This is a genomic window from Vulcanisaeta sp., from assembly GCF_049966235.1.
Taxonomy (GTDB): domain Archaea; phylum Thermoproteota; class Thermoprotei; order Thermoproteales; family Thermocladiaceae; genus Vulcanisaeta; species Vulcanisaeta moutnovskia.
In genome coordinates, this window is sequence record NZ_JBMFVA010000001.1 from 227,796 (window position 1) to 244,487 (window position 16,692).

Annotated in this window: 19 protein-coding genes and 1 tRNA gene; 14 read left to right on the forward strand and 6 right to left on the reverse strand. The window is 39.6% G+C overall.

Annotated elements, in window-relative coordinates:
• Positions 1-99: 99 nt before the first annotated feature.
• Positions 100-507 carry an FHA domain-containing protein gene (locus tag ACP5L5_RS01255; protein ID WP_428761051.1) on the forward strand — a complete coding sequence of 136 codons (408 nt, stop codon included), beginning with the start codon at positions 100-102 and terminating at the stop codon, positions 505-507.
• On the opposite strand, the gene ACP5L5_RS01260 is transcribed toward ACP5L5_RS01255, so the two are convergent.
• Entirely contained in the window at positions 508-2,157 is a 1,650-nt protein-coding gene (locus tag ACP5L5_RS01260) for a serine/threonine protein kinase (RefSeq protein ID WP_428761052.1), read from the reverse strand.
• A gap of 48 nt (positions 2,158-2,205) precedes the next feature.
• Here ACP5L5_RS01260 and ACP5L5_RS01265 point away from each other — a divergent pair, with 48 nt between their 5' ends.
• The gene (locus tag ACP5L5_RS01265; protein ID WP_013603612.1) at positions 2,206-2,481 is read left to right on the forward strand and encodes an acylphosphatase; all 276 of its coding nucleotides are present in this window, start codon (positions 2,206-2,208) and stop codon (positions 2,479-2,481) included.
• On the opposite strand, the gene ACP5L5_RS01270 is transcribed toward ACP5L5_RS01265, so the two are convergent.
• On the reverse strand, positions 2,478-2,942 hold the full coding sequence (locus tag ACP5L5_RS01270; protein ID WP_428761054.1) for an NUDIX hydrolase: 465 nt from the start codon (positions 2,940-2,942) through the stop codon (positions 2,478-2,480). The two genes, ACP5L5_RS01265 and ACP5L5_RS01270, sit on opposite strands and share 4 nt — an antisense overlap.
• A 75-nt stretch (positions 2,943-3,017) precedes the next feature.
• On the opposite strand from ACP5L5_RS01270, the gene ACP5L5_RS01275 reads away from it, so the two are divergent.
• Genes ACP5L5_RS01275 through ACP5L5_RS01290 form a run of 4 tightly spaced genes read left to right on the forward strand, consistent with a single transcriptional unit; the run spans position 3,018 to position 5,106 of the window.
• Complete coding sequence (locus tag ACP5L5_RS01275; protein WP_013603610.1) at positions 3,018-3,257, forward strand: hypothetical protein; 240 nt, start codon at positions 3,018-3,020, stop codon at positions 3,255-3,257.
• A gap of 6 nt (positions 3,258-3,263) precedes the next feature.
• Entirely contained in the window at positions 3,264-3,542 is a 279-nt protein-coding gene (locus tag ACP5L5_RS01280) for a MoaD/ThiS family protein (protein WP_428761056.1), read from the forward strand.
• A 33-nt stretch (positions 3,543-3,575) separates the two neighbouring features.
• On the forward strand, positions 3,576-4,391 hold the full coding sequence (locus tag ACP5L5_RS01285) for a CoA transferase subunit A (RefSeq protein WP_428761058.1): 816 nt from the start codon (positions 3,576-3,578) through the stop codon (positions 4,389-4,391).
• Complete coding sequence (locus ACP5L5_RS01290) at positions 4,384-5,106, forward strand: CoA-transferase (RefSeq protein ID WP_148224618.1); 723 nt, start codon at positions 4,384-4,386, stop codon at positions 5,104-5,106. Before ACP5L5_RS01285 ends, ACP5L5_RS01290 begins: the two co-directional genes overlap by 8 nt.
• Before the next feature lie 24 nt (positions 5,107-5,130).
• On the opposite strand, the gene ACP5L5_RS01295 is transcribed toward ACP5L5_RS01290, so the two are convergent.
• Positions 5,131-5,478 (reverse strand): amino acid-binding protein, encoded by a 348-nt coding sequence (locus ACP5L5_RS01295; RefSeq protein WP_428761060.1) that lies wholly within the window; start codon positions 5,476-5,478, stop codon positions 5,131-5,133.
• Positions 5,479-5,632: 154 nt separating this feature from the next.
• Between ACP5L5_RS01295 and ACP5L5_RS01300 the strand changes: the two genes are divergently transcribed.
• The 4 genes from ACP5L5_RS01300 to ACP5L5_RS01315 all read left to right on the forward strand — a co-directional run bounded on the left by ACP5L5_RS01300 (position 5,633) and on the right by ACP5L5_RS01315 (position 8,488).
• Positions 5,633-5,709 (forward strand) — tRNA-Ala (locus tag ACP5L5_RS01300).
• Positions 5,710-5,759: 50 nt separating this feature from the next.
• A complete protein-coding gene (locus tag ACP5L5_RS01305; RefSeq protein ID WP_237699680.1) occupies positions 5,760-6,395 on the forward strand; it encodes a hypothetical protein in 636 nt (211 codons plus the stop codon).
• A gap of 143 nt (positions 6,396-6,538) precedes the next feature.
• Positions 6,539-7,669: an MFS transporter gene (locus ACP5L5_RS01310; protein ID WP_428761062.1), complete on the forward strand. Its 1,131-nt coding sequence runs from the start codon at positions 6,539-6,541 to the stop codon at positions 7,667-7,669.
• Positions 7,670-7,672: 3 nt separating this feature from the next.
• Positions 7,673-8,488 carry an ATP/GTP-binding protein gene (locus tag ACP5L5_RS01315; RefSeq protein WP_237699679.1) on the forward strand — a complete coding sequence of 272 codons (816 nt, stop codon included), beginning with the start codon at positions 7,673-7,675 and terminating at the stop codon, positions 8,486-8,488.
• On the opposite strand, the gene ACP5L5_RS01320 is transcribed toward ACP5L5_RS01315, so the two are convergent.
• Complete coding sequence (locus ACP5L5_RS01320; RefSeq protein WP_273303560.1) at positions 8,476-9,483, reverse strand: substrate-binding domain-containing protein; 1,008 nt, start codon at positions 9,481-9,483, stop codon at positions 8,476-8,478. The genes ACP5L5_RS01315 and ACP5L5_RS01320 overlap by 13 nt on opposite strands.
• Before the next feature lie 101 nt (positions 9,484-9,584).
• Here ACP5L5_RS01320 and ACP5L5_RS01325 point away from each other — a divergent pair, with 101 nt between their 5' ends.
• Positions 9,585-10,229, forward strand: a complete 645-nt coding sequence (locus ACP5L5_RS01325; RefSeq protein WP_428761063.1) for an HAD family hydrolase — start codon at positions 9,585-9,587, stop codon at positions 10,227-10,229.
• Here ACP5L5_RS01325 and ACP5L5_RS01330 read toward each other — a convergent pair.
• Positions 10,204-12,147 (reverse strand): Ig-like domain repeat protein, encoded by a 1,944-nt coding sequence (locus tag ACP5L5_RS01330; RefSeq protein ID WP_428761064.1) that lies wholly within the window; start codon positions 12,145-12,147, stop codon positions 10,204-10,206. The two genes, ACP5L5_RS01325 and ACP5L5_RS01330, sit on opposite strands and share 26 nt — an antisense overlap.
• A gap of 95 nt (positions 12,148-12,242) precedes the next feature.
• Here ACP5L5_RS01330 and ACP5L5_RS01335 point away from each other — a divergent pair, with 95 nt between their 5' ends.
• Positions 12,243-13,601 (forward strand): tRNA (N(6)-L-threonylcarbamoyladenosine(37)-C(2))-methylthiotransferase, encoded by a 1,359-nt coding sequence (locus tag ACP5L5_RS01335; RefSeq protein ID WP_428761066.1) that lies wholly within the window; start codon positions 12,243-12,245, stop codon positions 13,599-13,601.
• Positions 13,602-13,611: 10 nt separating this feature from the next.
• On the opposite strand, the gene ACP5L5_RS01340 is transcribed toward ACP5L5_RS01335, so the two are convergent.
• Positions 13,612-14,772 (reverse strand): ABC transporter permease, encoded by a 1,161-nt coding sequence (locus tag ACP5L5_RS01340; RefSeq protein ID WP_428761068.1) that lies wholly within the window; start codon positions 14,770-14,772, stop codon positions 13,612-13,614.
• Positions 14,773-15,033: 261 nt separating this feature from the next.
• Between ACP5L5_RS01340 and ACP5L5_RS01345 the strand changes: the two genes are divergently transcribed.
• Positions 15,034-16,206 carry an NAD(P)/FAD-dependent oxidoreductase gene (locus ACP5L5_RS01345; protein WP_428761070.1) on the forward strand — a complete coding sequence of 391 codons (1,173 nt, stop codon included), beginning with the start codon at positions 15,034-15,036 and terminating at the stop codon, positions 16,204-16,206.
• A gap of 10 nt (positions 16,207-16,216) precedes the next feature.
• Positions 16,217-16,684: a DUF1641 domain-containing protein gene (locus ACP5L5_RS01350; protein WP_428761166.1), complete on the forward strand. Its 468-nt coding sequence runs from the start codon at positions 16,217-16,219 to the stop codon at positions 16,682-16,684.
• Positions 16,685-16,692 lie beyond the last annotated feature (8 nt).

The following is a 16,692-nucleotide window of genomic DNA, read 5'->3' on the forward strand; positions in this document are numbered from 1 at the left end:
CACCGGCTTCGCAGGGCAGTCAAGAAACGCCGACTAAATCCTAAAAATTAGTATAGAAGTAACTCTTATAAGTTGTTTCGAATTCTGAGTTAATACATAATGGGGTCTAATGAGGAGACTAAGAGAATGGAACTACTTGGTACGGAAACCGTAAGGAGCAATTTAGGCAGACTCGAATTGACATTTATTGAAAGTCCTAGGGATTTCATGAAGGACTTTAAGGTGGTATTTGATTTATCAATAATTAAGGAAATAACCCTTGGCAGAAGTCCTGAGAACATGGTCATAATACCCGATCCTACAGTTTCAAGAAAACACGCTGTAATAACAATGGTTGGTAATGAATTATTAATTAAGGATTTAAATAGTACAAATGGTACTTACGTTCTCGATAGTGGTTCCTTTAGGAGAATAAATGAGTATAGGTTTAGTAATGATATAGTTGTTAGGCTTGGTTACTATACCGTAATTAAACTATCTGTTATTGCTGAGGAGAAATCACAATAGTTAGGTGGCATTATTTAGAAACTTGCTAAGAATTGCCAAGATCTCCTCAGTACTTGTCGGTCTCAGTGATGGATTTAATTCAAGACCTCTCATTATTAATGACGCCAATTCTGGCGGTATGTCAGGCCTATAACTATTTATTAAGGGTACAGCGGCTTGTCCACTACTTAATCTATGAATGTGTGGATTCATGCCCGTTAGCATTTCGTAGAATATACATGAAAGTGAGTAAATATCAGTTCTAATATCGGCGATTCCTCTACTAACCTCGGGCGCTGCGTATGCTATTGAGAATTGTGATACGTAGGATTTACCGCCAACCATTATCTTAGCCGCGCCTAAATCGCCTATTTTCACGATCCTTCTATTTCTATCCTTAAACAGTATATTCTCCGGTTTAAGGTCTAGGTGTATTATGTTCGCTTTATGAAGTTCTGATAATGCCAGGGTTATTAAGTACGCAAGCCTTACGAACTCATTAAGTTCCAAAGGCCCTTTCTCCCTCATTAGATCTCTTAGTGATCCTCCCTCCATGTACTCCATAACTACGTATGGTGGTTCATTCAAATAATCCTCAAGTGATTTATAGGGTATTTTCTCATCCGGCGGTATGTGAACCTCAAATACCCTAACAATATAAGGGCTCTCAATGAGTAAATACTCACTCATCTCCTTCTTAAACGATGAAAGTACTTTAGGATCGCTGGCCAGGGGATTGCCTCTCGAGTCCTTGTCCTTAAGTACCTTTATAGCATAGATCCTGCCCCATTCATCTCTACCCCTAAGTACGTAACTAAAACCACCCGTTGCTACTATGTCATCGATTAAATACTTACCACCTAACCATGCGCCTAACCATGATATTGGTGGTTTCAATTCCTTGACAAATCTTAACCTAGTCGGTCTTAAGTACATTATTATAAATATGAGTATTAAGGCTGCAACGCCTAACCAATAAGGCTTAATTACTGGGTAAACGCCATAAATCAATGTTAATAATATCAATGCCGCGGAAATATAGCCAGTGAATCTCCTCATCATTGGAACCGCAGATACTATTGATGGTACTAACACCATGTACGTATAGGTTTGATTTAGAATAAAGAGTATTACAGCCGCTGGTATTATTAGTAATATACCTAGGTACGTTATTACCCTATCAATAATATCCTCAGAAAAATCTATCCTATACATTAGGATTGAGTTTCTTATTGTGATTATGAAAGATATCATGAAAATAAGCAGGGAATTAACCAATAGATAAAATGCAGGTGGTGCAGGATTCACATATCCCCTATAAAATAGATATAAAACATACAGTAGCGTTAAGGCTGCCGTAGCTCTAGAATCAGCAATCCTTAGTGATAGTACCATCGCAATAACTCCAATAAATACTGCTAACTCATCATAGAAATAGGTATTTGTTATTATGAACATTATTGATAATGCAAGGATAACCTCCGAAGTTAATGGAATTAGGAACCAATTATTCCGTAGTGGATACTTCCTAAACAATTCATAAAATAATATAAATAATGCGATAGTGATCAATATACGTATAGCATTAACGCCCACTAAAATTAATAAGCTTATGAATAGTACTATTCCTGGCAATGCCTTAATTATTTTATTAACATCGGTAATCAACACGTTAGTTACCCTTTAAAGCCCTAATTTAAAACGTTATTTTAGACAATAATGAAGAGAATTCACGTGTTAGTTAAAGGTATTGTTCAGGGAGTCGGGTTTAGGGCATTTGTAAGAAGAAACGCTAAAAGGCTGGGTATTAAGGGTTTTGTTAGGAATTTACCTGATGGGTTCACTGTAGAGATCGTTGCTGAAGGCCCCGATGATTCCATTGAGCAATTAGTGAGTATAGTTAACAAAGGACCGCCTGGTGCTATTATTGAGGATGTTGAGGTTGAGTATGAGGAGCCTAAGAACGAATTCGATGATTTTGAAATTAGATACTAATGAGTGAGCTTAATTAAGCCACCACCACATGGTCTTGGTCCAGAAGCCAATAAATCCATTAATAACTGCTTTGCTGTGTCCGTTAGATCCAAATTCAATGCCTCCCTTAATCCAATAAACCTTAATTCTATAGCATCACTGGATGCCTTAGGTGTTCCGCCTATTGGTTCGACCAAGTAATCAAGAAGTAGAAAGTGGTACTTAATCCTACCTTCAAAATCACGTTCTAAGTATTGATAAATACCAAAGAGCCCAATTACCTTACCAATAATGCCGGTTTCCTCCCTTAGTTCCCTTAAGGCAGCGTAATCAGGATCTTCGCCGGGCTCGACCATACCGCCAGGTATTGACCACTTACCTCTATTAGGTTCTGCACCTCTCCTTATCAGTAAAATCTTTCCGTCCTTAATAACTATAGAGCCAACACCAACCAGCGGATATCGTGGATATTCCCTGCTCATTCCCTATAACGATAATGCCCTAGGCTAATTAAGTATTAGCATTACACTTAAAAGGCGGTAATCTGCACATATTTAGTGGAGTGCAATAATGACAGGGTGAGGAGCATAATAGATAGTTTATCCAATAAAGAGCCTATTGAGGCTTATCAGACACTACTTGAGGAGAATTGCTTTGGTAGGGGTATGATATATGACGTGGGTGGTAAATACATAGTCTATATGAAGGATGAGGAGAACGCATGTATCGAAGAAACGAATTCAATAGACCGAGCCAGGGAATTAGCAAAAGCATTTGTTGATTCGGTTTGCTCCTGATGAATTATGAATTTGAGGGTAGTATTATCTGCGCAATTACATGAGCTTGTTAATGCCATAAGCCTAACCATTCAAGTACCGAATGGATATACAGTCAAGGATCTAATAATGAAGCTTGGCGAGTTAAATCCAGAAATTCCGAGGATGCTGCTCAGGCGTGATGAACTTAATGAGAATTATATAGTGATTGTGAACGGCAGAGACATACACTGGCTAAGGGGATTATCTACTAATCTTAACGATGGCGATGAGGTATTAATTGCGCCTAAGGCATTCATATCATAAAACTTAATACCCTTTTAATTACTAGTATACTGTATGGCTAAAAATAAGTTGATGAGTATCGAGGAGTCCCTGGACTTGATTAATAACGGTGATGAAATAGCTATTGGCGGCATGTCCTTTCATCGTAATCCTATGGCAATGGCTATAGCCATAGCTAGGTCAAATAAGAGGGACTTGGCGTTGGTAGATAGGGAGCCTGGTCTGGCCTTTGACTTATTAACGATATCGGGTAGGGTTAGGAGGATTAGGGCTGCGATGGTTACCTTCGAGCACTTCGGCATTGCACCTGGATTTAGGAGGATGGTGGAGAGTGGTGAGGTGGAGTTCATTGAGGATGTTTGTGAGGGCGTGATGGCAGGACTCCGCGCTGGGTCTTATGGGTTTCCCTTCATGCCATCAGCAATTGCTTTAGATAGTGATTTAGTTCCATTAAATGTTAAGAGAGGTATTTGGAAAATAATTAAGGATCCATTTAATGACCAGGAGTTAATTGCCGTTAAGGCCATAAGGCCTGATGTAGCTTTAGTACATGCGCATAGGGCTGATGAGAAAGGCGATATTGAAATATACGGTCCTAAATATGAGGATTTACTTAAAATTCAAGCTGCTAAGAGAGTTATAGTTACGGCCGAGGAAATAGTAAGTGAGGATTATTTCAGAGAGCACCCAGAGCTATTAACAATACCAGGCTTCATGGTGACTGCGGTGGTACATTCACCAAAGGGCGCGTGGCCAACATCAATGTACGGTTATTATAGAGCTGATTATGATGTTATTAAGAAGTACTTTGATAGTGTTAAGGCGGGATTAAGCATTGAGAAGGTGCTTGGGGTGTTCGTACATGGCTGATATGGATAACATCATTAAGTGCATGGCAAAGCAATTAAGGGATGGCGATATTGCATATACGGGCTTAACATCCGTCCCTGCAGTATTAGCTATTGCATTAGCCAGGTATTGGGGATTGAGTATTTGGTTCATAAATGTAGCCGAGGTGTATGAACCTAGAGACATTACAGTGATGCCTTCATCAGGGGATCCATACTCGTTCATTAATGGTAGGGGCTTCATAACAAGCCTAGATGCATTTGACTTGGCTAGGCGTGGTCAACTTGACGTTATGTTCTTCTCCGCAGCGCAGGTTGATCGACATGGAAACATGAACCTATCAGTAATTGGTAATTATGAGAGGCCAAGGGTTAGGTTACCAGGTGGTGCAGCTGCAGCCTATCTATATAGGAGAGCCCGTAGAATAATAATGTGGCTTAGTGAGCATTCAAGGAGGACATTAGTGGATAGGGTTGACTTCATTACAGCGCCGGGACCTACAAGGCAAGGACCAAGTTTAACAATATGCACGCCAAAGGCTATGTTTGAGTTTGATCACGACGCGGGGGAATTAGTATTGACGGGCTTATTCCCAAGGGTTAGCTTTGATGATGTAATTAATAATATGGCCTTTAAGCCAAGGGTTAGGGAGCCATTAAATATGCTCGAGACGGTGAACACCGAAGAGCTGCAATTCCTAAATAAACTAGATCCAAATGGTGTTAGGTATACGTGATTTTAATGTCCACTTAAATTAAAATCATAGCATTTTATTCTCTATTTTATAGGCACCAAGTATTATAGCTCCAGCCGATTTTGATGCTTCAACGAGCTTCTTACCTATTTCATCAGTATTACCTGCTGGATATACCAGTAAGGCATAGCCTATTGCTTCACCAGGCCATCCATAGGCATAGGCTAGTAATAGGTTAAGTCCCGTAGCTGCCTCTATTGTAGTTAAGACCCTACCCAAAGTACCTGGTTCATTAGGAATTGCCACATGTATTATAAATACGCCACCTTGTATTGTCATTGCTAAATCATAGAGCTTAGTAAACAACCTCTGCATGTCCTCAATCATCCTAAGGAAATTGGCTCCGGTGCTCACGCAAAAATTATTGGATGTATCATTATTTCAATTAATCATTCAAGATAAAGAGACTAAGCGAATATAAAAACCATTAAATGGCGAGGAATATGTGAGCCCTGAACTAATGATAAATTCGCGAAAAGCTTAAATTCCCAGGGTTGTTCCATATCGAGGGCCGGTAGTCTAGCCTGGAAGGATGCCCGCTCGGCGCGCGGGAGATCCCGGGTTCAAATCCCGGCCGGTCCACCACTTAATGGTTCCTTTTGCTTAATACGTTGAGTTAGTTTTTTGTTTACCTGTTGTTTTTTGTATTGATGTTTTTGTGGTTGTTGGGTGTTGGTTTTGGCTTGTTGGGTGTTTCCTGGTTTATTTTAGAGTATGCCTCCGCATTTAGGTTTAGTATTGATTATAGGTTATCGTATATTAAGGAAAGATTGAACTATCTAGTGCCTTTATATTTAATTGGTGCTACTGCGGTGATTTTAACATTAATTTCATGGGTTGAGCCTTGGTATAGGATTTACGTGTCTTATGTTACGGCACTTGGATTAACCGTTAGTGGCAGGGTGTTTCTCAATAGAGTGAGGAGGGGTTTTATTAGGGTTATTGATGTTTATGATCTTGACCTCGATTTACCCATGGTTTCTACTGCCGTTTCATTAATACCAGAGAGTTCCATATTTAATGTTCTTATTATTAATTTAATATCAAGTATAGCATTATTCTTGGAGTCAATCATTATATATTCTAGGGCTAGTAGGAAATTATTTGATGTTGGTCGTATGAACGCCCTAATCTATTCATTACCCTTACTAACCATTGCCTTATACTCTTTATATGATTCCACTAGTATGATGATAATATTCATAATAGCATTTTTTATCCTGGTGCTATTTATTGGTGACTTAATTTACCTATCAATCAAGGGTTCTTAACGCATAAGCCTTATTTCTTAGAGTTACTACGTATTTACAGTGATGAGTACTAGACCAGTGTGATTTTAAATGATCGAGAGGACCCGGGCTGACGTTCTGCTGGGTATGGTTTTTATATGGTTTAGTATTAATTAATGAGGTGTATGGATAATAAGAAATTGAAAAATTACGTATTAATCCAGAACCTCGCTAATGGACTTGTATCACCTTTCATGAGTTTCTTGGCGGCCGTTATTGGCGTACCAAGTATTGGTATTAGTCTTGTGTCATCAGCTTCATCTTTCTTCAGTGGTGTTGTTCAAGTACCGTTAAGGAGGACTAGTCGTATTGAACAATTGCTGAAATTATCGACATTATTACTTGCTATTTTGTGGTTTACAATGGCGTTTATTGCCTATGGGAATCCAACACTATACTTAATTACGTATATTGCCATAGCCATTGTCAGTGGTGCTAATTCCTTTGCATGGGCCTTAATCATGGAGAGAATGAGTAGAGGAAGTAGGGGTCAGGTATTAGCTACTTATGCATTTTATGGTTCCATAGGTGGTTTATTGGCAACGTTAATGACAGGCCTAATCGTTGGTAGTAACTACGCATTAATGCATTACGTATTCATCACTAGCGCATTTCTCATTCTTATGAATGTAATTAATATATGGAACATGGAACCAATGGATCCTGAATGCCAGGTCACTGATAGATTGCTGTCTACGATTAGGAATAACAGGAAGTTGATAAGGTTTCTCCTGATAAATACCTTGTTTGCGATTGTATGGAGCTTTGCGTGGCCTTTATTTCCATTAGCGCAGGTCTATTTACTTAATATGAATACTGAGCAGTTAGCCATTGTTAATGTTATTAGTGGTGTGTCAACATTAATTCTCCAGAGACATGTTGGTAAGTGGTTTGATAGGAATAGGAAGTTGATAATGTTTCTAGGGAGATTCTTACTCATAACATTCCCATTGTCCTATGCCCTGGCCAATAATGTATACGTGATTTACGTGGCGAATACCATAGCGGGCTTCACGAATTCCGCATCAAATGTTGCATATATATCATTCGTCTATGATAATTCTGAGGATAGAAGAACAGCCGTCAGCCTATACAACCTATTTTATGGTATTGGGACACTAATTGGGTCATTAATGAGTGGTGCATTAGTAACGGTGGTATCTAATTATTTGGGTTTAAGAAATGGTATTAGGTATATGCTTCTTAGTGATGCCACGGCCAGGGCTTTAATCGCCACATTATACATGAGTGTTTAGTGGGTGGTTCGGAAGTTTTTTATTAAGGTAATTTATTTACCATACGTAATGTTCACAGTATTTATAGTTGGCACGGCTGGTTCAGGAAAAACAACACTTGTTAGTACATTTGCTGAATGGCTTGAGAATAATCAATATGACGTCGCTATTGTTAATCTCGATCCTGCTGTGGAGTACGTGCCCTACGTCCCTGATATAGACATCAGGGATGTGATCTCGGCTAGGGAGTTAATGAGGAAGTACAAGCTTGGCCCCAATGGTTCAATAATAGCTGCAATAGACATGCTGGCTGTCAGGGCCCAGGAGATAAAGAACCAAGTAATGGATATTGGTGCTAATTACGTGCTCATAGACACGCCAGGTCAGATGGAGCTCTTCGCCTTTAGGAGTGTTGGTTCCGTATTAATTAATAGGCTTAGTATGGATAGGTCTGCCGTAGTATTCGTAATCGATGCAACACAGGCCCAGACACCAAGTGGTTACGTATCATCAATGCTATTATCATTATCAACCCAGTTTAGGTTTAATATGTCTCAGGTAAACGTGCTCAATAAGATTGACTTGCTTGATAAATCCGTGGTTGATGAAATACTTGAATGGAGCGAGGAGACGGATTTACTCAGGGAAGCATTATTGTCAAACCAGGTTAATAAGTTGGAGACTGACCTAAGTGTTAGGTTAACGGATATCCTGACTGCCATTGGTACTATGTCAAAGCCAATACCAATAAGCGCGAAAACTGGTGAGGGCCTTGATGCTCTTTATAGGGTTCTTCATAATGTGTATGTTGGCGGTAGCGATTATGATTACCTAGAGTAGAGCTCGCCAGTGTTCCTTAGAATCACATAACCTGGTCTTAAATTAACCTTGTTTATCCTACGTATGAACTCCTTAACGGTTGGTTTATCAATACTTGTCTTAGATATTATAATATCGAACTCCTCAAGGGCTATGGGCTTGACGGAGAGACCCATCGCAAGTGCCTGCCCTGTTATTGCCACTCCGTAATCAGCAAGGCCTCTAGCTACCTTTTCAGTAACCTCCACATGGGTTTTCACAACATCATTGTAACCCTTTATTGTCCTCCTTAATTCCTCCACATCATATCCCGTGTGCCTAGCAATACCACTAAGTAAAAGCTCTGTTGCCAGCCTAGTGCCTGAACCTGGGTTCCTATTAACCATTCTGAGTCCCAGTATGTCTGTTAAATCACCAATGCTTAAGTATGGCCTATGCACAATACCCAATAATCTTAGGTAGCCCCTCATTAAAACAGCATTGTCCCAAGCACCCAGTGAGTCCATGTATGATACATTATACTCACCACTCATTGGATCAACCAAGTGAATACCAGCAATGTCAGCTAGACCATTCATTACCATGCTTAAACCATTCATTGAACCAACCCAATAAGCATCAATGCAGTAACCCTCACTCCTCATCTCGCTGATTATATCCCTAACTATACAATCATCACTTCCAGCATATACGGTGTCACATACAGATCCATCAGGATTCCATACATACCTCCTCGTCATTGTCCTATACGTATTCAATACCTCCCTTCCCTCGATAGTGAGTAACATGCCTCCCTTATAGCCTCTCCTTGAATTAACGACCTTAATCTCCAATCCACTTTCTAACCTATTAATTAATTCCCAAGCTTTTGAATATGGTAAACCGAGATCCTTCACGACAGATAATAAGGAACCTTTTCTTTCAAGGATCTCAAGAAGCCTTGCCGTTATGCTATCCATTAATACCTTACCATCCCTCTCAAGGACTACTTCTATTCTATACCTAGGCTTACCCACTATTTAATCAGTACTAAATAGGTTCTTAAAGTATTTTATTTTAATGGTGGATTTAATGGAATGGTTTATTAATGAGTTAAAGCCATAACATATTCCCCACTATGGTCGTTAAGGCCATTATACTAGACCTTGATATGACTCTCGTTAATACACTACCTAAGTTCCTAGCTGTATTGAGGGAGTGCGCGGCAAAATATGGTAAGGAGATAAATGGGGATATTAGCTACTTACTCAGTGTTTATTATAGGGATCCATCTCTAAGTGAGGTGCTTGGTGATTTATCGAGGAATTTCTGGTTTTGGCATGATTGCTGGCTATTGTATTCACAGAGGAGGGATTATGGTGAGGTATTTCCAGGGGTTTTGGACTCCATGAAGGTATTACGTAGTATGAATAAGAGACTGGTCATAGCCACAGGAAGGGAATTAGAGTGCTCACGCATGGTAGATGAGTTAAGGTATTATGGATTTACTGAATTTATTGAGGGTTGTGTGTCTCTTGGTGATTTAGGTCCTGGTCATGATAAGCTTGATCTGGTTAAGAGGACGCTCGACATGCTTGGATTACCATCGACTGTTGTTGTCTACGTAACTGATCATCCAAGGGATATAATCATGGTTAATGGATTAGGCACGATAAACATAGGGGTTTCTACCTGGGCTAGGGAGTTTCCGACGAAGTTCGTGATAGGTAGTGTGGCCGAGTTGCCAAGGCTAATTGCTATGCTTGACGGAACTTATGATTAATAATAATTCCAATTAATGATCCAAGTACTATTGGCGTTAGGTAAGCAAGTAGCATATACCAGGGTATTCCTAGGAAACCCGGTAGTACTGTTATGTAGTAGGGTCCGTATATGCTTGAATTAACATAATCATTACCTGGATAAAGTATTAGGATTTCGTAATTGCCAGGTTTAGGAAAAGGTATTGAGCTCTTCATGTAATTACCCGTAATCGGCTCTTCATAAATACTCACAGTCTTGTTCCCGTTCTTAATAACTATGGTTAAGTTCCCATTAACATAGCTAATTGGGATGTTCGTCATAATATTTATACTAAAGGTTTCATAGCCGCCTGCGGCAATTAAGTCGCTACTTCCATTCATGTAAAGGCTTAATGGGGCCTTCATTATATCCAGGAAATAAGTGGTGCCGCATCCCTTGTAATTGATGTTTCCAGACCATGATACTGCTATTGAGTAATTACCAGGTAATTTAGGTATGAAGATATACTCACCAACACCGCTAGCGTTTATGTAGGTCGCGCCGCTTACTGATGTATTATTGCCCGTAATTAATACATTCAATTTTGCATTAACGATTACAGGTTCCATGTGACTTATTATTATAACTTCATGCAGTACCTCTGGAGTTCCATTAATTGTTATTGATAGGGTACAGGGTGCTCTATGGGCAATTATCGTTAGATTAGTAGAGCTTGGTAAATAATTTGGCGGGTTTGTGTAATAGATTGTTATTAAGTACGTTCCAGCCTGTGGTGGTATCCACGTAACTTGAACGCTACCGTTTATGGGAGTATAACTGCCTATTGTTGATGATAATCCATTAATCACATAACTAATTGTTAATACGCCACCTGATATTGGTGGTGATAGTTTTACATAAATATTTACTGAGCTTCCATACGTTATATTAGTATTATTTACATAGGCCATTATGTATACTGTGCCCGGCAATACTATGAAGGTATAATTAATCATTGCCTCCTGGAAGTATGTGGTGTTTGTGAAGGTGATCGTTAACACGTGATATCCTACGCCATAATTCACTAACAACGAGTACTGGGCTGTACCGTAATTATTCGTTGTTATTGATACTACGTAATTATTATCAACATAAATACTTAATTGTTGATCTTGTAGAGGGCCTACGGGTGTTGTTGCATTTATTGTTATTGGTAGGTAATTGCCATAATTAATAGTGCTATATTGCGTGCTTAGGGCTAGGTATACAGGCGTTGGCACTATTGTGAATGTAAGTGTCTCATTAGTATTCCAGGCATAACCCCCGACATCAGTGTAGCTAATCTTTAGGGTTAATATTGCCGTGCCCAATGAATACGGGCCTGGCACCACCGTTATGCTTTCATTTAATGGGGGCTTTACCGTAATAATACTCTTGCTTACTGCGATGTTTGTTCCGGTTATTGTTATTAATGTGGAGTTTATGGGTATGGGTGTGCTGTTCATTATTTTAAGCAACACTACCTGAGGTACGCCACTGTATAATTTCGTTACTGTTGTGTTTATTATTATTCCTGGTGTTACTGAGGATACTGTGAAGTAGTAATTCATGGTATAGCCCATTGTATATATCGATAGGGATGCGTTGTAGTTACCCTGGTTTAGGGCTGGTACTGTTATATTTAATGTATTGCTTCCTGGTTGTAATTCCCATAAACCCTGAGTTACGTGGTTCCCTATACTCAATGTGTAGGAGACGTTGACAGGTGTTGATAAGTTGCTATTTATGTTAATCACCATGGTGGCGTTTATACCAGTGCCTGTGTATATATGCGTATAATTACTCACTGGTTCTGAATATGATCCGTAGTACCAAGTGATTCCCGTTACTGTGAATGATGCCGGCGGGTCTATACCAAGGGCCATTAATACTGCGTGGATTATTAAAATGGTTATCATAATCCTTAGGCTATTAATGGATTGCCCATTTAAAAACACTGCTTACGCGCATCTAGTTTTTTAAGTGCCTAGGGATCCTTGTTATTAACGGTAGTATGGCCAATAAATTCACTGTGATAACATTTGGTTGTTGGTTGAATAAGGCGGATAGTGACATAGTGATTACTAGGCTTAGGTCATTGGGCTGGGAGTACACCGAGGACATTAAATCGGCTGATACAATTATTATCAATACATGCGCCGTTAGGGAAGAGGCTGAGAGAAATGAGTTGAAGCTTCTAAGGAAGTTAAGTGAGGAGTATCTAAACAAGAGATTAATTGTAACTGGATGCTTAACTAGGGTTAGACCAGCAATGATAAAGGATGCGGCGCCCAATGCCGTGCTTGTCACATCCCATGGTGCTGAGTTCATAGATGAAGTCGTAAATGGGCGCAACGATATTTATGTATATGAGGATAGACCCATGAAGTACTTACCTAGTTATTACCCTGAATTTCATGGGCACAGATACGTCGTGCCAATACAAGTTGGTTGTCTCGGTAATTGCAGCTTTTGCGTTACTAAGGTTGGTAGGATGGGCTTTGGTAAAGTGAGGAGTTATGAAATGAGCGATATTACTAACGCCGTTGCTAATGCCGTTAGTAGGGGTGCACGGGAGATCTATCTAACGGGTCAAGAGATTAGTGCATATGGTCGTGATAAGGGTTATGACTTAGCTGATTTACTTGAGAATATATTAGGTAAGGTTGATGGTAGGTTTATGATTAGGTTGGGAATGATGGAGCCCCTTGAACTTAGCCGAGTAATTGATAGGCTACTCGATATTGTAAAATCCGATTGGCGTGTGTATAGGTTCTTCCACATCCCTGTACAAAGTGGTAGTGACCGTATATTAACCCTCATGAAAAGAAAATACTCAGTTAGTCTCTTTAAGGACATTGTAACGAGGATTAGGAGGGTTTTCCCCGATGCCACAATAGTCACTGACATCATTGTTGGTTTTCCTGGGGAAACCGATGAAGATTTTTGGGCCAGTGTTAGACTAATCGAGGAGTTAAGCATAGATAAGGTTAATCTTGCTAGGTATAGTAGAAGGCCGTTTACTGAGGCCGCCTACATGGAGCAAGTACCTGAACAGATTAAGAAGGAGAGGAGTAAGGTAGCTACGGAGATCTTTAACAAAGTGGCCTTGGAAAGGAATAAACCATTCATTGGTAAGGAAATGTGGGGTATTACCAGTGAGATAGACTTTAGGGGTGAGAATTACATCGTTCGTTCATATAACTATAAGCCTATAGCCGTGAAGAAAGCAGATATTGGCGCATTCGTGAAGGTTAAGGTCATGGATGCAACATCGCATAGACTCCTTGGTCAATTACTTGAGTCAGAGAGTTTGGGGGTTAAGTATAGGGTTGATTTTAGGATTACGGAGGGTTTAGATATATTTTCCTAGTTTCTTTCTATCACTCAATCCTTAATACCTCCATAGGTCTGATTCTCGTTATTGATATTAATGATGGTATTGAGGCAACAATTGATGTTGCTATGGCTATTATTAGTGAGTATCCATATAATGCGGGCAGTAGTATTACGGGTATTATTATCGGTAGGTTTAATTTAATTATTACATACCTGGCTAAGTAAGCGCCTACTATTCCCAGCACTATACCCACTACTGAACCGATTATGCTCATGATTAATATCTCAAGAAGGAATATAGTGATTACTTGCCCATTGGATGCACCTAACGCCTTAAGTATGCCTATTTCCCTGGTTCTCTCCCTAACGTTCATGATGGCAGTATTCGCAACACTAAGCCCAGTAACTATTAGGCTCAGTGCTATTATTACTATGAAGAATAAATTAACCATTGATAATGCATTAGAGATTGAACTAAGTACTGAGCTCTGCTCATAAACATCAGCATTTGGAAAATACTCACTCAATGCCGTAGCTAATTGATTAAGATATGCAGGATTTTCCTGAGACAACTTTATAAATATTGCATTAACAAAGCCATCATCATCTAAGTCATTCTGCAATGTACCTATCGGTGTTACAATCATGTTTAACTGAAAGCCGAGAAAACCACCAAGTATGCTACTGAATGTTCCCGTAACCTTTAGGGGTATTATATTGGTGCCTCCCTGAATTCCCGTTAGTACTTGAACATAAATCGTATCGCCAATACTTATGTTATCCTTCTGGACCAGGGTATCCTGCACTATTGCTTCACCATTGCTCATAGGCAATGATCCACTCTCCATGTGAACCTCAAAGTATGAGAAGTACTGACTGGGTATACCAATCAGGGTGACGGCCTTGCCATTAACCTGTGCCGTACTTATTATTATTGCAGGAACAACGTATGATACATGAGGGAGTTTCGTAATTACCTGGGCCACCTCCTCAGGTATTGAGACACTTTGTGAGTAAACCATTAAATCGGTGGGCAGTATGTTTTCAACCTCATTGGTTATTGCAACCTTAAATCCATAAGTCATTGTTTCTAATGTTATCATTAATGCTACACTATAGACTATAGCAAGCATAGTCAGTATGACCCTTGTTCTTCTACCTCCAAGGTTTCTTACCGACATTGTAAATAATGTCCTTAGACTCATGAGACTAATTAATGCGTCCTCACGTACTTAAAAACACTTCTAACAGAATAATCAGTCTTCACCTCCATCCTCATTACCTAACATCGGTCTGTTGGTCCATCATCACTATGACAATTACAACAATATATATTAAATCCCTATCTTCATTCTAATTTTCATATTCTAGGATATTCAAAGTAATTTATTTATTCACATATACAATCTAATTCATATTTTAATTGATAATAATACTTAAATAGTAACATAAATCTTAAGTCTAACGTGCCAAAGAAAATTCTAGTGTTGGGAGGTGGTGTTGGTGGTGTCGTTGCTGCCAAGAGAATGGCCGAAAGGTTGAGAGGTAGGGTTGATGCAGAAATAACAATAATAAATGATACGGATTACTACTTATTACCACCACTTCTCGTTAACATAGCGCTTGGTGACATAGAACCTAAGCAAGCCCAATTACCCTTATCATTGCTTGAAAGGAGGGGTGTTAAGTACGTTAAGGCCAAGGTGACGAAGATAGATCCCGATAATAGAGTCGTGGAGACAGATCAAGGTAAGTTTGATTACGATTACTTATTAGCGAGTCTAGGCGTTGAGAATGACTTCCAGTCCTATAACCTAGGCGTTGGTTACCATAACTATACCCTTGATGGCGCATTAAAACTTAAGGAGGCATTAAGATCTTTCACTGGTGGTAAGGTCGTTTTAGTAGCCCCTGAACCCATATATAGGTGCGGTGTTTACCCCTTCGAATTCGCTTGTCAATTAGATACATTGTTTAGGAAGAGGGGTATTAGAGATAGAACAAGCATAACATTGCTCTATCCATTTAACAAACCCCTAGAGCCGCTAGGTCCAGAGGCCGTTAAAATATCTGAAAATATTGCCACTAAAAAAGGAGTTGAATGCGTAAGTGGTATTAAACCGCCAATTACTATTGATGATAAGGAAAAGGTAGTTACGCTTTCTAACGGTGAAAAGTATAAGTATGACCTGTTAATTGTGACGCCACCAGCAAGATTGCCAAAGCCCTTTGAAGGTACACCATTAGTTGCTGATACTCCTGCTGGAAAATGGACTGCAATAAATGTCTATACAGGTAGGAGCTTAAAGTATGACGATGTATACTTACCCGGTGAGCACTCAATGCCATATGTAGGTCTCCCAACAGCAGGTGTTCCTGTGCATTTTACGGCATTAGCTAGTGCGGCAGCTATTACCGGTGATTTACTTGGCCAACCAGTTGATCCTGCTCAAATAAATGCAATGACGTGCGCCTTGGATTATGGTGATGTTGGAATGATGTTTAACTGCGACATAAAGTTAGACTTAACTAGCAATAAGGCTGCATGGATGGGTAGTTGTTATAGTATATTGACGTCACCGTTAGGTAGGTTGATTAAGGATCTATTTTATAAAACCTGGTTAGCAACAACTATGTGAGGTGGTGATCATGGCACAAGTCCAACAAACACAGGTTGAGAAGAGCCCGGATGAGCAGATTGCTGAAGCCCTTAATGTACTTGTACAAAACATTGATGAGATTAGGGGCTTGCTTGATCAGATAATTGAGCTTAAACGCAGTGGTGTTATTGATGCATTAATGCTAATAGTTAATAGATTTGAGGAAGTTATACAGTATCTTTTCCAAGATCCTGCAGTATTTAGGTTATTATCAATACTCGTTGATGGTAGTTTACAGGCAATGAATAAACTAGATACTCAGGATGTTCTTAGGCTGAAGGGCTTGGTTCAGGATTTAGGTGGATGCATGGGTAAGAATATTGATTTAGCTAATGCTAAGCCTGTAGGTGGTTTAATGGGACTTTGGAGAGCGTTGGGAGATAAGGATGTGCAGAGAGGCCTTGGAGTCGCAATGACCCTTTTGAAGGCGTTGGGTAAGTGTTCATCACAGCAATGATTACCATT